At 72.0% G+C, this 20819-nt stretch carries 17 protein-coding genes; 6 read left to right on the top strand and 11 right to left on the bottom strand.

Annotated elements, in window-relative coordinates; translation table 11 throughout:
- Nucleotides 1-13 precede the first annotated feature (13 nt).
- Nucleotides 14-1036, bottom strand: coding sequence for an oxidoreductase (locus ACFWPS_RS08290; RefSeq protein ID WP_383702365.1), 1023 nt, complete (start codon nucleotides 1034-1036; stop codon nucleotides 14-16).
- An 89-nt stretch (nucleotides 1037-1125) separates the two neighbouring features.
- On the opposite strand from ACFWPS_RS08290, the gene ACFWPS_RS08285 reads away from it, so the two are divergent.
- On the top strand, nucleotides 1126-2046 hold the full coding sequence (locus tag ACFWPS_RS08285) for an FAD-dependent oxidoreductase (protein WP_383702624.1): 921 nt from the start codon (nucleotides 1126-1128) through the stop codon (nucleotides 2044-2046).
- A 4-nt stretch (nucleotides 2047-2050) separates the two neighbouring features.
- Here ACFWPS_RS08285 and ACFWPS_RS08280 read toward each other — a convergent pair whose 3' ends face one another.
- Nucleotides 2051-4003 carry a Xaa-Pro dipeptidyl-peptidase gene (locus ACFWPS_RS08280; RefSeq protein WP_383702363.1) on the bottom strand — a complete coding sequence of 651 codons (1953 nt, stop codon included), beginning with the start codon at nucleotides 4001-4003 and terminating at the stop codon, nucleotides 2051-2053.
- 223 nt (nucleotides 4004-4226) lie between these two features.
- Between ACFWPS_RS08280 and ACFWPS_RS08275 the strand changes: the two genes are divergently transcribed.
- A complete protein-coding gene (locus tag ACFWPS_RS08275; protein WP_383702360.1) occupies nucleotides 4227-5696 on the top strand; it encodes a M1 family metallopeptidase in 1470 nt (489 codons plus the stop codon).
- Nucleotides 5697-5791: 95 nt separating this feature from the next.
- Here the strand turns inward: ACFWPS_RS08275 and ACFWPS_RS08270 are convergent, their stop codons facing one another.
- Nucleotides 5792-6283 (bottom strand): macro domain-containing protein, encoded by a 492-nt coding sequence (locus ACFWPS_RS08270; protein WP_383702358.1) that lies wholly within the window; start codon nucleotides 6281-6283, stop codon nucleotides 5792-5794.
- A gap of 1089 nt (nucleotides 6284-7372) precedes the next feature.
- Between ACFWPS_RS08270 and ACFWPS_RS08265 the strand changes: the two genes are divergently transcribed.
- The gene (locus ACFWPS_RS08265) at nucleotides 7373-8080 is read left to right on the top strand and encodes a MerR family transcriptional regulator (RefSeq protein WP_383702622.1); all 708 of its coding nucleotides are present in this window, start codon (nucleotides 7373-7375) and stop codon (nucleotides 8078-8080) included.
- A 36-nt stretch (nucleotides 8081-8116) separates the two neighbouring features.
- On the opposite strand, the gene ACFWPS_RS08260 is transcribed toward ACFWPS_RS08265, so the two are convergent.
- Genes ACFWPS_RS08260 through ACFWPS_RS08245 form a run of 4 tightly spaced genes read right to left on the bottom strand, consistent with a single transcriptional unit; the run spans nucleotide 8117 to nucleotide 13800 of the window.
- Nucleotides 8117-10312, bottom strand: coding sequence for a 3-hydroxyacyl-CoA dehydrogenase NAD-binding domain-containing protein (locus tag ACFWPS_RS08260; RefSeq protein ID WP_383702356.1), 2196 nt, complete (start codon nucleotides 10310-10312; stop codon nucleotides 8117-8119).
- A gap of 39 nt (nucleotides 10313-10351) precedes the next feature.
- The gene (locus tag ACFWPS_RS08255) at nucleotides 10352-11566 is read right to left on the bottom strand and encodes an acetyl-CoA C-acetyltransferase (RefSeq protein ID WP_383702354.1); all 1215 of its coding nucleotides are present in this window, start codon (nucleotides 11564-11566) and stop codon (nucleotides 10352-10354) included.
- Nucleotides 11567-11623: 57 nt separating this feature from the next.
- Entirely contained in the window at nucleotides 11624-12637 is a 1014-nt protein-coding gene (locus ACFWPS_RS08250; RefSeq protein ID WP_383702352.1) for an LLM class F420-dependent oxidoreductase, read from the bottom strand.
- Nucleotides 12637-13800: a CaiB/BaiF CoA transferase family protein gene (locus tag ACFWPS_RS08245; RefSeq protein ID WP_383702350.1), complete on the bottom strand. Its 1164-nt coding sequence runs from the start codon at nucleotides 13798-13800 to the stop codon at nucleotides 12637-12639. The genes ACFWPS_RS08250 and ACFWPS_RS08245 overlap by 1 nt, the downstream gene beginning before the upstream one ends.
- Before the next feature lie 179 nt (nucleotides 13801-13979).
- On the opposite strand from ACFWPS_RS08245, the gene ACFWPS_RS08240 reads away from it, so the two are divergent.
- Nucleotides 13980-15158 (top strand): saccharopine dehydrogenase family protein, encoded by a 1179-nt coding sequence (locus ACFWPS_RS08240; RefSeq protein ID WP_383702348.1) that lies wholly within the window; start codon nucleotides 13980-13982, stop codon nucleotides 15156-15158.
- 15 nt (nucleotides 15159-15173) lie between these two features.
- Here the strand turns inward: ACFWPS_RS08240 and mmpA are convergent, their stop codons facing one another.
- The 3 genes from mmpA to ACFWPS_RS08225 all read right to left on the bottom strand — a co-directional run bounded on the left by mmpA (nucleotide 15174) and on the right by ACFWPS_RS08225 (nucleotide 17352).
- Nucleotides 15174-15320 (bottom strand): morphogenic membrane protein MmpA, encoded by a 147-nt coding sequence (gene mmpA / locus ACFWPS_RS08235; protein ID WP_383702346.1) that lies wholly within the window; start codon nucleotides 15318-15320, stop codon nucleotides 15174-15176.
- A gap of 61 nt (nucleotides 15321-15381) precedes the next feature.
- A complete protein-coding gene (locus ACFWPS_RS08230) occupies nucleotides 15382-16074 on the bottom strand; it encodes an endonuclease V (protein WP_383702344.1) in 693 nt (230 codons plus the stop codon).
- Nucleotides 16075-16248: 174 nt separating this feature from the next.
- A complete protein-coding gene (locus tag ACFWPS_RS08225; RefSeq protein WP_383702342.1) occupies nucleotides 16249-17352 on the bottom strand; it encodes a WD40/YVTN/BNR-like repeat-containing protein in 1104 nt (367 codons plus the stop codon).
- A gap of 203 nt (nucleotides 17353-17555) precedes the next feature.
- Between ACFWPS_RS08225 and ACFWPS_RS08220 the strand changes: the two genes are divergently transcribed.
- Nucleotides 17556-17972 carry an SsgA family sporulation/cell division regulator gene (locus ACFWPS_RS08220; RefSeq protein WP_383702340.1) on the top strand — a complete coding sequence of 139 codons (417 nt, stop codon included), beginning with the start codon at nucleotides 17556-17558 and terminating at the stop codon, nucleotides 17970-17972.
- Between the two features lies 1 nt (nucleotide 17973).
- On the opposite strand, the gene ACFWPS_RS08215 is transcribed toward ACFWPS_RS08220, so the two are convergent.
- Entirely contained in the window at nucleotides 17974-18816 is an 843-nt protein-coding gene (locus ACFWPS_RS08215; protein ID WP_383702338.1) for an isocitrate lyase/phosphoenolpyruvate mutase family protein, read from the bottom strand.
- 352 nt (nucleotides 18817-19168) lie between these two features.
- Between ACFWPS_RS08215 and ACFWPS_RS08210 the strand changes: the two genes are divergently transcribed.
- A complete protein-coding gene (locus ACFWPS_RS08210; protein WP_383702336.1) occupies nucleotides 19169-20806 on the top strand; it encodes an ABC-F family ATP-binding cassette domain-containing protein in 1638 nt (545 codons plus the stop codon).
- Nucleotides 20807-20819 lie beyond the last annotated feature (13 nt).

The raw sequence follows: 20819 nt of genomic DNA, 5'->3' as shown, positions 1-20819 counted from the left end.
CGGGGCAGGGCGGTCAGCGCGCCGTCGCCTGCACCAGGACGCTCCCGGCGGTGCGGGCCACGACGAAGGATCCGCCCTTGGCCGTCCTGCCGTCCAGGGGGATGCGGTGCCGGCCGGGTTCCAGGACGCCGTCGAAGAGCTCGTGGGTGCGGGGGCGGGAGAGCCGGTCGAGGCGGTACGCCGTGAGCCGCACCCGGCAGGGCGAGGTGACCTCGATGCCGGCGGTGCCGTCGGAGGCGACCAGCCGGGCCAGTCGGCGCTGCGCGAGCGGGCTACGGTCGAGGGCGTGTTCGATCTGGGCGACGAGGAGCGGGACGATCGGGGCGAGTCCGTCCACGTAGGCCACCTCCACGCCCGCCCGCTCGAACGCCTGGCGTACGGCGGTCCGCTCTGCCTCGGCGACCGTGGGGCCGAAGGCGACGGCTCCGTAGCCGCGGAGTTCCTCGGCCGGGACGCCGTCGGCGTCGCGGGTGATGTCGGCGCCGATGCCGATGACGCGCAGGGCGGCGGCCAGCTTGGCGAGGAGGGCGACACGGGCGCCGATCAGCAGCACCCGGCGGCCGGGCGGCGGGCCGGAGTCCGCCAGGAGTGCGCCGAGGGCCTCACGGTACTCGGGGCCGTGGAAGCGGAACGGGCCGAAGCCGTGGTAGCCGTTGAGCTCCAGGTCGGCGTGTTCGGCGGTCTGCCAGGCGAAGTCCCGCCAGATGTAGTCGTCGCCGTCCTGCTCGATGACCGCGGTGACCGCACCGCAGGCCAGGTCCTCGCACTCGGGGCAGCCGTAGACGACGTACCGGCCGTCGGGCAGCGGGGCCTCGGACTCCAGTAAGAGGCTGCGGACCTGGGCGGTGAAGATCGCGGGCGGCACGTCGGAGGCGAGCGGGGAGACGGCGTCCAGGTCGGAGAGCTGGAACAGCAGCGGGTGACCGTCGACGACGAAGTCCACGAAGTCCCGGTGGAGCTGGTACCCGCCGTCGGCGAGGACAGCACCGGCGCGCATCGCCGGGGCCAGGCCGAAGGTCGCGTATGCGGCAGACATGCTGTGAGTATCCCCAGATCGGGACGATCTGAGCGCGGCATGACATATTCCGCTAACGTCACGGTGTGCAGCCTGAGCTGAGTGACGAAGTGATCGTGGTCGGTGGCGGGGTCGTCGGACTGACCACGGCGGTGGTCCTGGCCGAGGGCGGGAGCCGGGTGCGGGTGTGGGCCCGGGAGACCGGCAGTCGTACGACCTCGGCGGTCGCCGGCGCGCTGTGGTGGCCGTACCGCATCGAGCCGGAGGCGCTGGTCGGGGAATGGGCGCTCGCCTCCCTTGTCGTGTACGAGGCGTTGGCGGCGCGGCCGGAGGAGACGGGCGTACGCCTGGTCGAGGGCGTACACGACGGCCTGCGGCTGGACGGGCTGGGTGCGTGGGCGGCGGAGGTGCCGGGACTGGCCGAGACCGCCGAAGGTCTGGCGGCCCGGCTGCCGTTGATCGACATGCCGGTCCATCTGGAGTGGCTGCGGGGGCGGTTGGAGCGGGCCGGCGGGACGGTCGAGGAGCGGGTGGTGGACGCACTGGACCAGGTGCCCGCGCCGGTCGTGGTCAACTGCACCGGACTCGGGGCCCGTTCGCTCGTCCCGGATCCGGCCGTGCGTCCGGTGCGCGGGCAGCTGGTCGTGGTGGAGAACCCCGGGATCACCACCTGGTACACGTCCGACGAGGTGGCGGGGGGCGCGTCCGCCTACTTCTTCCCGCAGCCCGGCGGGCTGCTGCTCGGGGGTACGGCGGAGGAGGACGCCTGGTCGCTGGAGCCGGATCCGGAGGTCGCGGCCGGGATCGTGGCGCGCTGTGCGGCGGTCCGGCCGGAGATCGCCGGGGCGCGGGTGCTGACGCACCGGGTGGGGCTGCGGCCGTACCGGGCGGCGGTCCGGCTGGAGCACGAACTCCGGCCGGACGGCCGGGTGCTGGTCCACAACTACGGGCACGGCGGGGCCGGGGTCACGGTCGCCTGGGGATGTGCGCGGGAGGCGGCCGGGCTGGTGGATACCGGCCCGGCCGCCTGAGCGGTCAGCTCGCGGGTACGCGCTGGGCGGTGTGCGGGGCGCGGACGCCGTGCAGGGCGGTCTTCTCGGGCGCGGTCCACCGGACGGAGGTCGCGCGGGTGAACGCGGCCGAGCCGCCGACCAGCGGGACCCTGGCCGTCGTACGGGACAGGTCCACAGTCAGCGTCGGGGTGCTGGACGGCGGATCGATGAGGTCCTTGTCCGTGCCCGCGACGATCAGCGCCAGGCGGTGGCCCTTGGGTACGACATGGTCGGTGGCCGCCAGGTCGAGCGTGATCGTGTAGGCCTTGCCCGGGGTGAGCGGGACGCCCTTGCCGGGGTCGGCGTAGGTGCCCAGGTCGGCCCAGCCGCGGCTGAAGACGGTGTAGTCGACGGCCTTGGTCCTGGCCGCGGTCTTCAGGAAGCAGGCGCTGTCGCCGGCCGTGCTCTCGCCCCAGCAGGTGCGGTCGGTGAGGGTGGTGATGCCCTCGGCGCCGTCGGCGTAGTCCCGGATGGTGTCGGGGCCGAGGTCGACCAGGACGGCGGTCAGGTGAGCCGTCGAGGTGGTCGGGGTGGCGGTGACGGTCACCTTCGACGAGCCGGACAGGCGCAGGTCCTGGGTGAGCGGCGCGGTGAGGAAGCCGGCCTTGTCCGAGGTGGGGGTGGCGAGCTGGGCGGCCCAGTCGGTCTCGCTCTGCTGCGGGTCGTCCGTGAACGTCTCGGTGCCGGATCCCTTGTGCAGGCCGAGGGTGCCGACGCCCGGCCGGGTGCCGGTGGCGGGGCGCAGGGTGGTGGTCTGCGTGCCGCGCGGCGGCCAGACGGACGAGGTCACCCACTGGTCGGGGTGGCGCTCGATGTCGGCCGTCGGCTCGTGGTCGATGCCGTTGTCGTAGCCGAGGAGTTCGTGGTCGAACCAGCGGTGCAGGGTGTCGACCCAGGCGTCGCGCCGGTAGTCGAAGGGGTCGACATGCCCGGTCTGGGAGAGCCAGATCTTGCGCTCGACGCCGTTCTTGGCGAGGGCGTCCCACCACTGGCCGAAGTGCTTGGTGCGGACGTTGAGGTCCTGCATGCCGTGCACGAGGAAGACGCTCGCCTTCACCTTGGAGGCGTCCTTGACGTAGTCGCGCTCGGTCCACAGGTCGGTCCAGTCGCCGCTGCGCGGGGCGCCGTCGATCAGCTTCTGCTGGACGGCGCCGCACTTGGCGTAGGCGTCGTCGCTCTCGACAGCGCCGGCCAGCCAGTCGGGGCCGGAGTCGTAGAGGGGGGCGCCCTGGGCGAAGTAGTAGTCGTACCAGGAGGAGATGGCGCTGATCGGGACGATCGTTTTGAGTCCCTTGACGCCGGTGGCGGCCACGCCGTTGGCGATGGTCCCGTCCCAGCTCTTGCCGATCATGCCGGTCTTCCCGTTGGTCCAGCTCGCCTTCACCGTAGTGGTGCCGGTACGGCTGCTGTACGCCTTGGCGCGGCCGTTCAGCCAGTCGATGACGGCCTTCGCGGACTGGATGTCGGAGCGGCCGCCGACGTCGACGCAGCCGTCGGAACGGTTGGTGCCGGCCAGGTCGACGCCGACGAAGGCGTAGCCGCGGGGCACGAAGTAGTTGTCGTAGAAGAGCGGCATCTGGACGACGTTCCCGTTGGCGTCGTACGTCTTCAGCTGGCTCTCGTTGCCGCGTCCGCAGCAGGAGTAGTAGGGGCTGGCGTCCATGATGACCGGCACCTTGCGGCCCTGCGCGGCGAGTTCGGCGGGCCGGACGATGTCGGCGGCGACCCGGTCGGTCTTCCCGTCGCCGTCGGAGTCGAGACCGGTGTCCACCCAGACGGCCTCGCGGATGGCGTCGGCGTACGAGTAGACGGGTTGGCTCTCGCGAGGGGCACCGGAAGCCTGGGCCGCGGCCGGGGTGAGGAAGGCGGCGATCAGGGCTGCGACGGCCGCGACGGCGAGCGGTCTCCAGATCGTGAAGCGCGTGCGTTTCGGCATGGGGCGGACGCTACCCGGGTCAACTCCCGTGCAGAAGGGGGCATCTGGGGGACCGTCAGGGCGGATTGCGGCCGAATGGCGATCGTGTGACAGCAGGGGCCATGGACAGGCCAGGGGGCACAGGGACTGAATAGGCTCCGAACAGTTTCATGCTCCATCGACTTGGCGCTGCCCGCCGTGGTGTGGCGGGTGCGCCTCGGCCCCCTACCGACCTGGAGTTCTCGTGCACCGCAGAATCCTCGCGCCGGCCGCCCTCGCGGCGGCCTCACTGCTGCTGGCGATCCCGGCATCGGCCGCGAGCTACAGCCCCGGCGCACCGGGCATCGGCGACCCCTACTACCCGTACTACGGCAACGGCGGTTACGACGTCTCCCACTACGACCTGCGGCTGCAGTACCAGCCGGCCACCGACGAACTGGCCGGTACGGCGACGATCCTGGCGCGCACCACACAGGACCTGTCCAGCTTCGACCTGGACTTCCTGCTGGACGTCAGCGAGGTACGGGTCAACGGGGTGAAGGCGGACTTCGCCACGTCCGGTCAGCACGAACTGGTCGTCACCCCCAAGTCGCCGCTGGCGAAGGGCACGCAGGTCACCGTCGTCGTCCGCTACAGCGGGGTGCCGTCGACGAAGAGCGCGTACGGCTTCAACACGTGGCACCGCACCCCGGACGGGGCGGTTGCGGCGGACGAGCCCGAGTCCGCCTGGTGGTGGTTCCCGAGCAACGACCACCCGCTGGACAAGGCGACCTACGACGTGTCGGTCGCCGTCCCCGACGGCACCCAGGTCATCTCCAACGGCCTGCTCCAGTCGACGAGTTCGAAGCTCGGCTGGACCCGGTACAACTGGCGGCAGAACAAGCCGCAGGCGACCTATCTGGCCACTCTGGCCGTGGGGAAGTTCGACATCACGACGAGTACCTCCGAGGGCGGGGTGCCGGTCGTCAACGCCTACAGCAAGGACCTGGGCGACAACGACGGGGCGGCCCGGGCGAGCGTGGAGCGCACCGGGGAACTCGTCGACTGGCTCTCCGGCTATTTCGGGCCGTATCCCTTCAGCTCGGCCGGCGGGTACGTGCCGAACACCACCACCGGGTACGCGCTGGAGACGCAGACCCGGGTCTACTACAGCCCGAAGCAGTTCGCGAACGGCGCCAACACCTCGGTGGTCGTGCACGAGCTGGCGCACCAGTGGTACGGCGACGACGTCTCCCTCAAGGGCTGGAAGGACATCTGGATCAACGAGGGGTTCGCCCGTTACGCCCAGTGGCTGTGGTCCGAACACGAGGGCGAGGGCACGACGCAGGAGCTCGCCGACTACGTGTACGCGTCGCATCCGGCCGACGACGCGTTCTGGACGGTGAAGCCGGGGGATCCCGGCCCCGACGACCAGTTCGACATCGCTGTCTACGACCGGGGGGCGCTGGCCGTGCAGGCGCTGCGGAACGAGGTCGGTGACGACGCGTTCTTCGCGATTCTGAAGGGGTGGCCGAAGGAGCACGCGTACGGGAACGCTTCGGTGGCCGACTTCGAGGAGTACGCGGAGAAGGTGTCGGGGAAGTCGCTGTCCGGGTTGTTCGATGCGTGGCTCTTCGAGCCGACCAAGCCGACGGTGCCTGCTTTCAGGGCCGCGGTGGCTCCGGTCCAGCCGAAGTCGTGGAAGCAGATCGAGGCTACGAACGACGTGCACTGAGGGGGTGCCGGGTTCGGTGGGTGGGGGGCTGCGGGTCCGTTGTGTCTGGTCGCGCCCGCGCGGCGGAGCCGCAAATCAAACGCAGCCCCGCGCCCCTAAAGGGGCGCTGTCTCGCCGTGGTCATAGACGGTGACCGCTACTCCCCGCCCCACCAGCCGCTCCTTTATCAGCGGCTCGATCCGGGACCACTTGCCGCCCGCCAGTCCGCAGCCTATGCGGGGCATGTGTACGGACGCGCCGCGTTCGAGCGCCTCGTCGGCCAGCTTGCCCAGTGCCGTGTCGATCGCCTCGTAACGGACCGGTACGCCCTTGCTGCCGGTTCTGGTCCCCCGCTGGCCGATCATGTTAGCCACCCAGATGTACCGGTCGACGCGGACCAGCTGGATCGCGCCCAGGCCGAAGTCGTTGTTCGCGCGGTCGCGGTGCCAGGCACGGTATGCCTTCTCCGGCTCCGGCCAGCGGCGTGAGAGGGCCAGCACGAAGCCCTTTCCCCAACCCCCCAGGTCGTTGCAGACGTGGGCGATCACCTTGACGCCCTTGCCCGACGGCGTGGTGGCGTCCCCCCGGATGTATGTGATCTCCGACATGACGCCACCGTAGGCGATGCCACTGACAACGGCGCTGACCTGCTACTTCGTGAGCTGGGACAGCTCCTTGTCGGCCGTCCGGGAGACCCGTCGGCGAACGCCGAACCAGCCCTACCACCAGCACGACGCTCACTGGGATGATCAGGAGAGACTTGTGGCCGACCTCCAGGTCGTTCCACCTTGTTTGCGGGCAGGGTGCCCCGTCATTCGTGACCGGGGGGACGCGATCGGGTGGAGGGTGGTCGGCCGAGGCGGAAGCAGTCACTCACTCGGGTGATGTTGGCCGACGGTATGCGCAAGGGACGCAAGCCCGCGCCTGGTTTTGCGGAGCAGTGCCGCCAGCTCACTGAAGCCCGGCGCGACAACGAGTGGCTGGCCGCGGGGAACGCGGACGTACAACAGCAGGCCCTGAGGACTTCGCCCAGGCCAGGAACGCCCGTTTCACCTCCGGCTTCGGCGAGCCGACCTGGCGTAAGAAGTACCAGCACGAGGGCTTCCGGGTCATCGGCACCGACCGTGTACCCGAGTACGAACCGGACGGCAGTCCGAAACTGAACCAGAAGAACGGCAAGCAGGTCATGGGCCGCTCGGTGGTCGTGCGGAAGCTGAACCGGCGCTGGGCGCAGGTCAAGGTTCCCGGCTGCGGCTGGGTCCGTTTCCGTCTCGGCGCCGTGGGCGGGGGCGCGCGGCATCCCGCTGCCAAGACGTTCAGGGTCACCTACCGCAACGGTCGGTGGCACGCGGCCTTCGCGGTCGTCCCCGAGCCAACTCCCGCGCCCGGGACGGGTGAGGTCGTCGGTGTCGACCGGGGTGTGACCATCACGGCGGCCCTGTCGGACGGGCGCAAGCTGAACTGTCCGCAACTCACGGTCAAGGAGCGGGCGCAGATCCGCAAGCACGAGCGTCGCACAGCTCGGGCCCCGAAAGGCAGCGCGCTCAAGGCCGCCGCGTACGCGAAAGTCGCCGGGCTCAAGGTCCGTGAGACGAACCGGCGCAAGGACTGGTGCGAGAAGACCAGCACCATGCCGCGCAAGATTGCGAAGCGGATCCCGGTGTCACAGTGCCGGTGTGACAGCGATACTGCTGCACATGACGACCGACGCCGACGGCGACTCCAGGGAGCCGGCGCTCACGATCGACGAACTCGCCGCGCGGGCCGGCACCACGGTCCGCACGGTCCGCTTCTACGGCACCAGGGGGCTGCTTCCGCCACCGGTGATCGGTCCGCGCCGGGTGGGCCACTACGGGCGCGAGCACCTGGCCCGGCTGGCCCTGATCGAGGAGTTGCAGCACCAGGGCATGACGCTGGCGGCGATCGAGCGCTATCTGGCGCAGCTGCCGCCCGGGCTGAGCCACCACGACCTGGCCATCCACCGGGCCGTGGTCGCCTCCTGGGCCCCGGACACCGAGGAGACCGTGACGGCCGGGGAGCTACGGCGGCGGGCCGGACGGCCGCTGGACGAGGAGGACGTCGAACGGCTCGTCGCCATGGATGTCGTCCGGCCCGACGGGGACGCCTACCGCATCGACCCCGGCCTGCTCAGGCTCGCCGTGCAGCTCCTCGACGTGCCGCTGTCCGAGAAGGCGATCCTGGCCGCGCGCACGGTCCTGACCGAACACGCGCGGGCGGCCGCGCACGAGCTGTCCCAGCTGTTCCGGGCCGAGGTGGCGGAGCGGACCGAGGCGGACGTGAAGTCCCTGTCCGCGCACATGCAGCCGCTGGTGGTCCAGGCACTGCTGACCGCCTTCCAGCGGTCGCTCAGTGCGGAGGTGCACCAGTGGCCGGCGGACTCCTGAGGAGGGTCCGCTCCGCGCACTCGGCTCGGCGTCGGCTCAGCGCCCGTCCGTGAAGGTCTCCCCCTTCTCCGCCTTCGCCACCAGCAGCGCGGGCGGGGTGAACCGCTCGCCGTAGGTCTCGGCGAGTTCACGCGCGCGTGCCACGAAGCCGGGCAGGCCTGCATCCGCCCCGCCGTAGGCGTCGTAGCCGTTGATGTACTGGAGGACGCCGCCGGTCCAGCCCGGGAAGCCGATGCCGAAGAGTGAGCCGATGTTGGCGTCGGCGATCGAGGTGAGGACGCCCTCCTCCACGAGACGGACGGTGTCGAGGGCCTCGGAGAAAAGCATGCGTTCCTGCATGTCCCGGAACGGGATCTCGTGGCCGGGCTTGGCGAAGTGCTCGCGCAGGCCGGGCCACAGGGCGGCTCGGCTGCCGTCCTCGGCATAGTCGTAGAAGCCGGCGCCGCCGCTGCGGCCGGGGCGGCCGAACTCGTCGACCATGCGGTCGATGACCGCCTCGGCGGGGTGCGCGGTCCAGGTGCCGCCGGCCTCCTCGACGGCCAGCCGGGACTCGCGGCGGATCTTCTGCGGCAGGGTGAGGGTCAGCTCGTCCATCAGGGAGAGCACCTTGGCCGGATAGCCGGCCTGGGCCGCCGCCTGCTCGACCGAGGCGGGCTCGATGCCCTCGCCGACCATGGCGACACCCTCGTTGATGAAGTGGCCGATCACCCGGGAGGTGAAGAAGCCGCGCGAGTCGTTGACGACGATCGGCGTCTTGTTGATCTGCCGGACCAGGTCGAAGGCGCGGGCGAGGGCCTCGTCGCCGGTGCGCTCGCCCTTGATGATCTCGACGAGCGGCATCTTGTCGACGGGCGAGAAGAAGTGCAGGCCGATGAAGTCGGTCTGGCGCTCGACGCCTTCGGCGAGGGCGGTGATGGGGAGCGTGGAGGTGTTGGAGCAGAGCAGGGCGTCGGAGGCGACGACGGACTCGATCTCCTGGAAGACCTTGTGCTTGAGGGAGGTGTCCTCGAAGACGGCCTCGATGACGGCGTCGCAGCCGGCCAGGTCCTGCGGGTCCGCGGTGGGCGTGATCCGCGCGAGCAGCGCGTCCGCCTTCTCCTGGCTGGTGCGGCCCTTGGCTACGGCCTTGGCGCAGAGCTTCTCGGAGTAGCCCTTGCCCTTCTGGGCTGCCTCGGCCGAGACGTCCTTGAGGACGACGTCGATGCCCGCGCGGGCGCAGGAGTAGGCGATGCCGGCGCCCATCATGCCCGCGCCGAGGACGGCGACCTTGGTGACCTTGCGGGGCTCGATGCCCTTGGGGCGGTTGGCACCGGAGTTGACGGCCTGCAGGTCGAAGAAGAACGCCTGGATCATGTTCTTCGAGGTCTGCCCGGCGGCCAGCTCCACGAAGTAGCGGGCCTCGATGACCTGGGCGGTCTCGAAATCGACCTGGCTGCCCTCGACGGCGGCGGCGAGGATGCGGCGCGGCGCCGGGTAGGGGGCGTTGTTGGTCTGCTTGCGCAGGGTCGCCGGGAAGGCGGGCAGGTTGGCGGCGAACTTGGGGTTGGCGGGCGTGCCGCCGGGGATCCGGTAGCCCGGGGTGTCCCAGGGCTGGCGGGACTCGGGGTTGGCGTCGATGAAGGCGCGGGCCTTGGCCAGCAGGTCCTCCGGCGACTGGGCCACCTCGTGGATGAGCCCGTTCTGCAACGCGCGCGTGGCGTTGTACTGGGTGCCCTGGAGGAGGACCTTCAGCAGGGCGTCGGCGATGCCGAGGAGGCGGACCGTGCGGACGACTCCGCCGCCGCCCGGGAGGAGGCCCAGGGTGACCTCGGGGCAGCCGATCTTGGTGCCGGGGGTGTCGAGGGCGACGCGGTGGTGACAGGCGAGGGTGAGTTCGAAACCGCCGCCCAGGGCCGCGCCGTTGATCGCGGCGACGACCGGCTTGCCGAGGGTCTCGATGCGGCGCAGGTTGCGCTTGACCGCCAGGCCGCCGTCGAAGAGGTCCTGGGCGGTCTCGGGGGTGACCCGGATGAGGTCGCGCAGGTCGCCACCGGCGAAGAAGGTCTTCTTGGCGGAGGTGAAGATGATGCCCCGGATCGAGTCCTGCTCTGCCTCCAGTCGGTCGGTGACCGCGGCGAGGGACGCGGCGAAGGCCGCGTTCATGGTGTTGGCGGACTGGTTGGGGTCGTCCAGGACGAGGGTGACGACGCCGGTGTCGTCCTGTTCCCAGCGGATGGTGGTGCTCTCGGTCATGTGAGGGTCTCCGTGAAGTCTCTTGGTTCCGCCGGGGTTTCAGACACGCTCGACGATGGTGGCGATGCCCATGCCGCCGCCCACGCACAGGGTGGCGAGGCCGTAGCGCTTGTCCTGGCGCTCCAGTTCGTCGACGAGCGAGCCGAGGATCATCGCGCCGGTGGCGCCGAGGGGGTGGCCGAGCGCGATGGCGCCGCCGTTGACGTTGACCTTGTCCAGGGACAGGCCCATGTCCTTCACGAAGCGCAGCACGACCGCCGCGAACGCCTCGTTGATCTCGACCAGGTCGATGTCGTCGATGGTGAGGCCGGCCTTGGCGAGCGCCTTGCGGGTGGCGGGGGCGGGGCCGGTGAGCATGATGGTCGGCTCGGAGCCGGAGACGGCGGCCGAGATGATCCGCGCGCGCGGGGTGAGGCCGTAGCGCTCGCCGATCTCCTGGGAGCCGATGGCGACCAGGGAGGCGCCGTCGACGATGCCGGAGGAGTTGCCCGCGTGGTGGACGTGGTCGATCTTCTCGACCCAGTGGTACTTCTGCAGGGCGACGGCGTCGAAGCCGCCCAGTTCGCCGATGTCGGCGAAGGAGGGCTTGAGCTTGGCGAGGGAGTCGGCGGTGGTGCCGGGGCGCAGGTGCTCGTCGTGGTCGAGGACGACGAGGCCCGCGCGGTCCTTCACGGGGACCACGGAACGCTCGAAGCGGCCCTCCTTCACGGCCGTCGCCGCGCGCTCCTGGGAGAGCGCCGCGTACTCGTCGACGTCCCGGCGGGAGAAGCCCTCGATGGTGGCGATCAGGTCGGCGCCGATGCCCTGCGGCACGAAGTTGACGGCCAGGTTGGTCATCGGGTCGTTGAACCAGGCGCCGCCGTCGGAGGCCATCGGCACCCGGGACATCGACTCGACGCCGCCGGCGAGGACGAGGTCCTCGAAGCCCGAACGGACCTTGGCGGCGGCCATGTTGACGGCCTCAAGACCGGACGCGCAGAAGCGGTTCTCCTGCACGCCGGCGACCGTGTCCGGCAGTCCGGCGGCGATCGCGGCGATCCGCGCGATGTCGGAGCCCTGGTCGCCGACCGGGCCGACGACACCGAGCACAACGTCGTCGATGGCGGCCGGATCGAGATCCGGGAAGCGGTCGCGGATCTCGTGGATGAGCCCGACGACCAGGTCGATGGGCTTCGTGCCGTGCAGGGCGCCGTTCGCCTTGCCGCGGCCGCGCGGGGTGCGGATCGCGTCGTACACGTACGCTTCGGTGCTCACTGACAAGCCTTTCAACGAGGGTTTTTCAAGAGACGAGGGCTTTCAAGAGAGGGCGGGTCAGAGCCAGTTCTTGACGGTCTCGACCAGGCGGGCCGGGTCCGGGCCGACGGGGGCGATCTCCAGCATGGTCACGCCCGCCGCACGGAAGGCGGCGATGCGGTCCCGGACGTAGCCCTCCGGGCCGCAGAGGGTTATGAGCTCGCAGAACTCGTCCGGCACGGCCGCCTCGGCCTCCTTCTTGCGGCCGGAGAGGTACAGCTCCTGGATGAGCCGGGCCTCCTTCTCGTAGCCGTAGGCGACGGCGAGGTCGTTGTAGAAGTTCTTCCCCGGCGCGCCCATGCCGCCGACGTACAGGGCGATCCTGGGGCGGACCAGGTCGCGGGCGGCGGCCGCGTCCTCGCCGATGGCGAGCAGGCCTCCGGCGACGATCTTCAGCTCGCCGAGGGCCGGGTCCCGGCGGGCGGCGCCCTCCGCCAGGGGCGTGCCCCAGACGTCCTGTGCCTTCTCGGGGATGAACAGGGTGGGCAGCCAGCCGTCGGCGATCTCGGCGGTCATCCGGACATTGGCGGGGCCGAGGGACGCCACGTAGAGCGGGACCGCGGGGCGGACCGGCTTGGTGAGGATCTTCAGGGGCTTGCCGAGGCCGCCGGGGCGGGGCATGTCGGTGATGCCGTGGTGGTCGATGACCTCGCGGCGCAGGATCCGCCGGGTCAGCTCGATCGTCTCGCGGGTACGGCCGAGAGGCTTGTCGTACGCCTTCCCGTGCCAGCCCTCGATCACCTGCGGGCCGGACGCGCCGAGTCCGATGATCGCGCGGCCCCCGGAGACCGCGTCGAGGCCGGCGGCCGTCTGGGCGATGAGGGCGGGGGTGCGGGAGTAGACGTTGAGGATCGCGGAGCCGATCTTCATCCGTTCGGTGCGGGCGGCCAGGTAGCCCATGATGGTGGGCGCGTCGAAGCCGTAGGCCTCCGCGACCCAGACCGCGTCGAGGCCCGCCGACTCCAGCGCGGCAGCCTGGTCCGCGGCGGTACGCGGGTCGCCCGCGTAGTCGAGGAAGGTCGAGAGCTCCATCAGGTGGCGTCCTTGTCGTGGTCGTCGTCATGGTCGTCGAGAAGTGCCGGTATGCCCCAGTCCTGGGCCACCGCGCCGGTGTCGGCGCCGGGCCGGGCGGGAGGCGTGCGCACGGTCGTGGGGGTCGCGGAGAAGCGCGGGGCGGGGGCGGGCTGGGTGATGCCGCCGTGGTCGGTGAAGGTGCCCCGGGCCGCGAGGTGGGGGTGGTGCGGGGCCTCGCGGAGGGAGAGGACGGGGGCCACGCAGGCGTCGGAGTCCTCGAAGACGACCGTCCACTCGTCCCGCGTTCGGGCCTTGAAGCGGGCGGCGACGCGCTCGCGCAGCTCGCCCCAGCGGGTCCAGTCCTTGCGGGCGTCGGCCAGGTCGTCGAGGCCGCCGAGCAGCCGGAGGAACTCGGCGTAGAACTGGGGTTCCAGGGCGCCGACGGCCATGTGGCCGCCGTCGGCGGTCTCGTAGGTGCCGTAGTACGGGCAGCCGCCGTCCAGCAGGTTGGCGGCGCGCCGGTCCTGCCAGCCGCCCGCGGCCACCATGCCGTGGATCATCGCGGCGAGGTGCGCGGTGCCGTCCACGATGGCGGCGTCCACGACCTGGCCGGTGCCGGTCGCGCGCGCGTGGTGCAGGGCGGCCAGGACGCCGACGACGAGGTAGAGGGAGCCGCCCGCGTAGTCGCCGAGCAGGTTGGCGGGGACGGCCGGGGGCTCGTCGGGGCGGCCGATCATGCCGAGGGTGCCGGTGAGGGCGATGTAGGCGATGTCGTGGCCCGCGCGGTGCGCAAGTGGCCCCTGCTGGCCCCAGCCGGTCATTCGGCCGTAGACGAGGCGGGGGTTGCGGGCGTGGCAGTCCTCGGGGCCGACGCCGAGCCGCTCGGCGACGCCGGGGCGGTAGCCCTCGATCAGGATGTCGGCGCGGGCGGCCAGGTCGAGGACGCGGGCGGGGCCGTCGGGGGACTTCAGGTCGACGAGCACCGAGCGCTTGTTGCGGTTGGTGACGTCGTACGCCGGGTCGATGGCGAGCCCCGGGCCGCCGGGCCGGTCGACGCGGACCACGTCGGCGCCCAGGTCGGCGAGGAGCATGGCGGCGAACGGGCCGGGACCGATACCGGCCAGCTCGACCACGCGCACGCCGGAGAGCGGGCCGTGTCCTGGCGTCCCTGCCGTGGCCATGCCGCCCCCAGTCATGTGACACAACTGATGTAACACCGACAATGCTAAGAACACGTTCCACTGGGCACAAGGGTAGACGAGCAAGCGCTTAGTCAAGATACCCGGTGGGGGTGCCTCCGCACCCCTCACGCTAGCCTCAGCCACCGACAACGGCGCGGGTTGCAGGACCGAGAGGTGTCATGAGCAGGCTGAAGACGACGGACCGTCCCTACGACCTCGTGCTCTTCGGAGCCACCGGCTTCGTCGGCGAGCTCACCGCCGAGTACCTCGCCGCCCACGCGCCCCAGGGCCTGCGCTGGGCCGTCGCGGCCCGGGACGAGCGCAGGCTGCAGGCGCTGCGCGAGCGGCTGCCGGGCGGCGCGGGGGTCGGGGTGCTGCGCGCCGACGCGGCGGAGCCCGCCACGGTCCGCGCCCTCGCCGAGCACGCGCGCGTGGTGGCCACGACGGTCGGCCCCTACGGCCGGTACGGCGAGGACCTGGTCGCGGCCTGCGCGGACACCGGCGCCGACTATCTGGACCTGTGCGGCGAGCCGGAGTTCGTGGACCTGATGTACGTCCGGCACGACGCACGCGCGCGTGAGACGGGCGCGCGCCTGGTGCACGCGTGCGGTTTCGACTCGGTCCCGCACGACCTGGGTGCGTACTTCACGGTCCGGCAGCTGCCGGAGGGCGCGCCGCTGACCGTGGACGGGTTCGTGACCGCCGACGCGACCTTCTCCGGCGGCACCTTCGCCTCCGCACTGGACCAGTTCGCGCGCCCCCGGCAGATGATCGCCGCCGCGCGGGACCGTGCCCGGCACGAGCCCCGGCTGCTGAGCCGCCGGGCGAGCGCGCCGACGGGTGTCCCGCGCTTCGCAGCCGAGGTCGGCTCCTGGGCGCTGCCGCTGCCCACCATCGACGCCCAGATCGTGCGCCGTTCGGCGAAGGCCCTGGACCGCTACGGCCCCGACTTCCGCTACCGGCACTACGCGGCCGTCAAGCACCTGCCGATGGCGCTCGGCGGGGTCGCGGCCGTGGGTGCGGTCGTCGCGGCGGCCCAGCTGCCGTCGGCCCGGCGCTGGCTGTCGGACCGGCTCAGGCCCGGGGACGGGCCGGACGCGGAGAAGCGTGCCCGTAGCTGGTTCTCGGTCCGGTTCGTCGGCGAGGGCGGCGGACGGCGGGTGTTCACGGAGGTCTCGGGCGGGGATCCCGGCTATGGCGAGACGGCGAAGATGTTCGCCGAGGCCGCCCTGTCGCTGGCCTTCGACGACCTGCCGCCGACGGCCGGCCAGGTCACCACCGCGCAGGCGATGGGCGACGCGCTGACCGAGCGGCTGCGCGCGGCCGGGATCGGGTTCCGGGTGGCTGCAACGTTCTAGGGGACTCGGGTGCCGTCAGGACTGCCACTCCAGCACGGTGTAGAGCATGCCGACGATCCAGGCGAACCCCGCCACCACGGCGAGGACCAGTGCCGCGTTCACGGCGCGCTCGACGGACGGGGCGGGGTCGGCCGCGGGCTTGGGTGCACGGTGTGTCGTCATGCGGGCCAGCCTGCCGTCGGACGGTAACAGCGGCATCCGTACTAGTACTCAGAATCGCTACTCAGCCCTGAGCTTCGCGCAGCGCCCTGCGGCACAGCGCGTCCGCGCGGCGGGTGGTCTCCGGCAGGCGGTACTTCGGGGTGAGCGCGAGCGTGTGGGCGCACGCGTTGTCGAGGCTCACCCGGTGGCCGACGGAGACGAACACCGGTTTCACGTCGTCCCGGGTGCGCAGGGCACGGCCGACCTCCTCGGCGCCGGCGAGGAGCGGTGCGTGGCTGCCGCGCGGGGCGTCCGGGTCGTCGTACGCGAAGGTGAAGGGGTTCTTGGCGACGCCGACGGTGGGCAGGCCGGTGAGGACGCCCAGGTGGCTGGCGAGGCCGAAGCGGCGCGGGTGGGCGAGACCATAGCCGTCGCAGACGACCAGGCCCGGCGGGCAGGGCAGGGCGCCGAGGGCGGCCCGTACGGTCGGGATCTCACGGAAGGCGAGCAGTCCCGGCACGTACGGGAAGGACACCCGGCCGACGGCGGTCGCCTCGGCGACGACCTCCAGGGTCGCCGCGTCCAGGACGACGGCCGCCGCGGCCACCAGGTCGCGCTCGTCGTCGTAGGCCACGTCGACGCCGGTGACATGCCCGGTGCCGGGGGCCGGGCCCGGCTCGTCGAGGACCACCCGCCCCCGCAGCTCGTCCTGCACGGCCAGGGCCGCTTCCTCGGTCACGGGCCAGCCCGCGGGTACGCCTACGGTCGTCGTCATGGTGGGCACGAGCGTACGACGTCCCACGCGCGCGTACGGCGACCGGGGGCAGCCCCCTGGTGCCCGGGCGCTGCGGTCGGGCCGCCCGCATTCATCGTGATCACCGACCACGGCGGGCTCTCCTGGCGGCCGCCGCCTGTTCGGCGACCACGCCGCCGACTCCGTCGGAGGGAGTCAGCTCTCCAGGCGTGCCGCCCGCCCCTGTTCGCCGGCCGCCCAGCAGCTCAGGTCCGGTGTGCAGGTCACCGTGTCGTACGAGCCGGTGTCGACGGTCCGCCAGGTGCGGCCGCCGTCGGTGGTCAGGTCGGTGCCGGTGGGGCCGACGGCGAGGGCCGTGGTGCGGCTGTGCGGGAGCCAGGCGGCACCGGAGCGGTAGGCGGCCGGCGGGGTGGCGGCGGGCCGCCAGCTGCGGCCGCTGTCCGGGGTGACCGCCGCCGCCTGCGGTGAGGCCTGGTCGGCGCGGTAGTCGCCGCCGACCGCGAGGCCGTGGGTACGGTCGCGGAAGGCGAGGGCGAAGACACCCTTGGCCGGATCGCCCGCCGGGACGGTTGTGTCGGCGGCGGTCCAGGTGAGGCCGCGGTCGGTGGAGTGCAGCACGCGCGCGTGCGCGCCGCCGCCGGTGGCCAGCCAGGCGTCCTTGGGCCCTGAGGTGACCAGGCACTGGCCGCTCGCCGCGAAGCCCGCCTCGCCGTCCAGGGCGGCCGGCATGCCGCCGCCCGGCAGCACGCGCCACGAACGGCCGCCGTCGCTCGTCGACAGGATGCGGAACTTCCCGTCGACCGGGTCGCTCATGGCGAGGCCGTGGCGGCGGTCGAAGAAGGCCATGCAGTCGTAGAAGGCGGCGGGGTCGGTGTTGCGGAAGGACTCCGTCCAGGTCCGGCCGCCGTCGTCGGTGCGGTAGACCCGGGACGCCTCGCCCTCGCCGATGGCCAGCACCACCGCGCGGCGCGCGTCGAACGCCTCGACGTCCCGGAACTGGAGGTCGCCCGCGCCCGGCGGGGAGACGTTGCGCCAGCTCGTCCCGCCGTCCGTGGTGCGCAGTACGGTGCCGCCGGTACCGGCCAGCCAGGCGGTGTTCCGGTCGACGGCGGCCAGGCCCCGGAACCGCACGTCCGGGGTGCCGGTGTCCTTCAGCGCCCAGTGCGGTGCCCGCGTCGCGGCCTGGGCGGAGCCGGCGGTCAGCGCGGCCAGCGCCGCCGTGCACGCCACCCCCACCGCGACCACCCGGCCGGTACGTCGGGCTCGTCCTGTGCGTCGCGTGCTCCCCAAGCGCCTCATGGCGCGCGAAGTTAGCCGACCTTCACGGCGCCGTCCAGAGGGCCCCGCAGTCCCCCGTGAGAGGTAAGCCCCAGGTGTGAACGGGGCCGGTGACGGAGGTCACTCGCACTTCGCGTGCACGGATCGGCCGCTTCCGTCGTCTCTTCCAGTGCCAGGTCTCACACGCCCGGAAATTCGTACAGCCGTCACGAGGGAGCAAGGCGTTGTCCACCGTCATCGAGCAGCCCGTAGAGGCCCGCCTGGTCGCCGCGTCACCGCGCATGCCGAGCATTCCCGCCACCCTGTGCTACGACCGCGAGGACCCCTTCGCCGTGCGTATGACCTTCCCGGCCCCGGCCACCCTGGAGGGGGTCGACGTCTGCTGGACGTTCTCCCGCGAGCTGCTGGCGGCCGGGCTGCACGCCCCCGAGGGAAGCGGCGACGTCCGGGTACGACCGTACGGCTACGACCGGACCGTGCTGGAGTTCCACGCCCCCGAGGGCACCGCCGTCGTCCATGTGCGCACGGGCGAGATACGCCGGTTCCTGGAGGCCACCGGTGCCCTGGTCCCCACCGGTCTCGAACACCTCCAGCTGGACCTGGACCACGACCTGGCCGAACTGATGCGGGACGCCTGCTGAGTCAGCACTCCCGCGCCAGCAGGGTGTTGAGCTCGCCGTAGCCGAGCCCGCCCGCCAGCGCCCCGTACGTTCCCGCGTCCAGCAGCTCCCGCGCGGCGCGGCGGACGGACGCGTGCGCGGCCTCGGCCAGGCCGGAACCGGCGCTCACCCGGGCGACACCGAGGGCGGCCAGTTCGGCGACGGCCGGCGCGCCCGGGCCCACCAGCACGTTCAGCGGCCCGTCGACACCCTCGACGAGCGCCTTGACCGTCTCCGGATCGACCACCCCGGGGACGAAGATCCCGTCGGCGCCCGCGGCCCGGAAGGCGGCGGCCCGCTCCAGGGTGGCGTCGACTCCCCCGGCGGCGCGCAGGAAGGTGTCGATCCGGGCGTTCACGAACAACGGCACGCCCTCCGCGTCCGCGGCCGCACGCGCGGCCGCAATACGCTCGGCCTGCCCCACGACCGACCGCAGCGGCCCGCTCCCCTCCTCGCCGTACAGGGCGTCCTCGATGTTGATGCCCACCGCGCCCGCCGCGAGCACCGCCCGGACGGTGTCGGCGACACCCGCCGGATCCTCGGCGTACCCGCTCTCGATGTCGGCGCTGACCGGAACCCGCACCGTGGCGACGATGCGCCCCACGGCCTCCAGCGCCCGGTCCCGGTCCAGCCGGTCGCCGTCGACGGCGCCCAGGGCCCAGGCGAGCCCGGCGCTGGTGGTCGCCACCGCGGCGGCGCCCGCGTCCTCCGCGAGCCGGGCGCTCACCGCGTCCCAGGCGTTCGGGAGGACGAGCGGCCGCCCCGGGACGTGCAGGGCGTGGAAGGCGAGGGCGTGGTCCCGCAGGGTGCTCTGGTTCTTCGTCATGCGGACGACCCAACCACCCTGTGCCGGGCGGAGGCTGGCAGGAATCCGACATGCATGTGGAGCCCGGACAGGCTCGCGTCCAATGCGTCGACGCCTCGGTTTAACGCGTTGACGCCTCATCGAGCCCGCTCGTACGGTGTAGACGTCCTGTTGCCGTCGATTGGAGAAGGACGTTGCTCGTCTGAGGTCCTGAGACACCGCGTCACACCCGTGAGGTGTGTCTGTGGCGTTCGACCTCGGCGTGTGAGCCGTCCTCCCGGCGCAGGATCTCTCCCTGGCCCTCTCGGCTTCTGCCTCGCGGTGTCTCGACACGCGTTTGCCCCCCGACACCGCAAGCAACCGCGAGGCGCCCATGTCTGCTTCCGTCACCGTCACGTCCCTGTCCTTCGCCTGGCCCGACGGCTCCCCCGTCTTCGACGGCCTGGACATCTCCTTCGGCCCCGGCCGCACCGGCCTGGTCGGCGTCAACGGATCAGGGAAATCAACACTTCTGAAGCTCGTCGCCGGCGAGCTCACCCCGTCCGACGGCACCCTGAAGGTGGCCGGCGAGGTCGGACACCTGCCGCAGAACGTCACGCTCGACACCGCGCTGCGCGTCGACGAGGCGCTCGGCATCGCCGCCCGGCGGGCCGCGCTGCACGCGATCGAGGCGGGTGACGCGTCCGAGCGGCACTTCGAGACGGTCGGCGACGACTGGGACGTCGAGGAGCGCGCCCTGGTCACCCTCGGCGAACTCGGCCTCGGCCACGTCGGCCTGGACCGGACCGTCGGCGAGGTGTCCGGCGGCGAGTCGGTGCTGCTGCGCCTGGCCGCGCTGCTGCTTCGGCGCCCGGACGTGCTGCTGCTCGACGAGCCCACCAACAACCTGGACCTGTACGCCCGCAGGCGGCTGTACGCGGCCGTCGCGTCCTGGCCGGGCGTGCTGATCGTGGTCAGCCACGACCGCGAACTCCTCGACCTGGTCGACCAGATCGCCGACCTGCGCACCGGGGAGGTCACCTGGTACGGCGGCAACTTCTCGGCGTACCAGGAGGCGCTCGCGGTGGAACAGGAGGCGGCCGAGCGCATGGTGCGGGTCGCCGAGGCCGATGTCCGCAAGCAGAAGCGCGAACTGTCCGACGCCCAGGTCAAACTGGCCCGCCGCAAGCGGTACGGGCAGAAGATGTTCGAGCAGAAGCGCGAGCCGAAGATCGTCATGGGCGCACGCAGACGCGCGGCCCAGGAGTCCGCGGGCAAGCACCGCATCATGCACGAGGAGCGGCTCAGCGAGGCGAAGGAGCGGCTGGACGAGGCGGTGGAGGCGGTACGGGACGACGACGAGATCCGGGTCGAACTGCCGTACACGGCCGTACCGCCGGGCCGCAACGTGCTGACGCTGGAGAACCTGGAGCTCGCGCACGGTTCGCGGGTGAAGGGGATCCTCGATCTGCGCGGGCCCGAGCGGATCGCGCTGATCGGGCGTAACGGCGCGGGCAAGACGACGCTGCTGCGGACGATCGCCGGCGAGCTGGCACCGGTCGCGGGCGAGGCGCACGCGCACGTGCCGCTGCGTTTCCTGCCACAGCGTCTGGACGTCCTCGACCCGGAGCTGACCGTCGCCGAGAACGTGGCCCGGTTCGCGCCGGAGGCCGGCAACAACCGGGTCCGGGCCCGGCTGGCCCGCTTCCTGTTCCGGGGCGCCCGGGCCGACCAGCAGGCGGGGACGCTCTCCGGCGGCGAACGCTTCCGGGCGGCGCTGGCGGCCCTGCTGCTGGCGGAGCCCGCGCCGCAGCTGCTGATGCTGGACGAGCCGACGAACAGCCTCGACATAACGAGCGTCCGGCAGCTCACCACGGCCCTGGAGTCGTACGCGGGCGCCCTGATCGTGGCCAGTCACGACCTGCCGTTCCTGGAGTCGATCGGGATCACGCGGTGGCTGCTGATGGCGGACGGGGAGCTGACGGGCACGACACCGGACGAGGTGGCCGGTCTCGGGGAGGGCACAGCCTGACAACGGGGGGTTT

It is taken from the genome of Streptomyces sp. NPDC058457 (genome assembly GCF_042720695.1).
Classification (GTDB): Bacteria; Actinomycetota; Actinomycetes; order Streptomycetales; family Streptomycetaceae; genus Streptomyces.
Note: the sequence above shows the minus strand (reverse complement) of the source record. Positions and strands in the feature narration are given on the sequence as shown.

What these genes read in the sequence shown, in the direction of transcription:
- ACFWPS_RS08290 (WP_383702365.1), bottom strand. Translation starts at nt 1,036, where the DNA reads ATGTCTGCCGCATACGCGACCTTCGGCCTGGCCCCGGCGATGCGCGCC.
- ACFWPS_RS08280 (WP_383702363.1), bottom strand. Translation starts at nt 4,003, where the DNA reads ATGCCGAAACGCACGCGCTTCACGATCTGGAGACCGCTCGCCGTCGCG.
- ACFWPS_RS08270 (WP_383702358.1), bottom strand. Translation starts at nt 6,283, where the DNA reads ATGTCGGAGATCACATACATCCGGGGGGACGCCACCACGCCGTCGGGC.
- ACFWPS_RS08265 (WP_383702622.1), top strand. Translation starts at nt 7,373, where the DNA reads ATGACGACCGACGCCGACGGCGACTCCAGGGAGCCGGCGCTCACGATC.
- ACFWPS_RS08260 (WP_383702356.1), bottom strand. Translation starts at nt 10,312, where the DNA reads ATGACCGAGAGCACCACCATCCGCTGGGAACAGGACGACACCGGCGTC.
- ACFWPS_RS08250 (WP_383702352.1), bottom strand. Translation starts at nt 12,637, where the DNA reads ATGGAGCTCTCGACCTTCCTCGACTACGCGGGCGACCCGCGTACCGCC.
- ACFWPS_RS08245 (WP_383702350.1), bottom strand. Translation starts at nt 13,800, where the DNA reads ATGGCCACGGCAGGGACGCCAGGACACGGCCCGCTCTCCGGCGTGCGC.
- ACFWPS_RS08240 (WP_383702348.1), top strand. Translation starts at nt 13,980, where the DNA reads ATGAGCAGGCTGAAGACGACGGACCGTCCCTACGACCTCGTGCTCTTC.
- mmpA (WP_383702346.1), bottom strand. Translation starts at nt 15,320, where the DNA reads ATGACGACACACCGTGCACCCAAGCCCGCGGCCGACCCCGCCCCGTCC.
- ACFWPS_RS08230 (WP_383702344.1), bottom strand. Translation starts at nt 16,074, where the DNA reads ATGACGACGACCGTAGGCGTACCCGCGGGCTGGCCCGTGACCGAGGAA.
- ACFWPS_RS08225 (WP_383702342.1), bottom strand. Translation starts at nt 17,352, where the DNA reads ATGAGGCGCTTGGGGAGCACGCGACGCACAGGACGAGCCCGACGTACC.
- ACFWPS_RS08215 (WP_383702338.1), bottom strand. Translation starts at nt 18,816, where the DNA reads ATGACGAAGAACCAGAGCACCCTGCGGGACCACGCCCTCGCCTTCCAC.
- ACFWPS_RS08210 (WP_383702336.1), top strand. Translation starts at nt 19,169, where the DNA reads ATGTCTGCTTCCGTCACCGTCACGTCCCTGTCCTTCGCCTGGCCCGAC.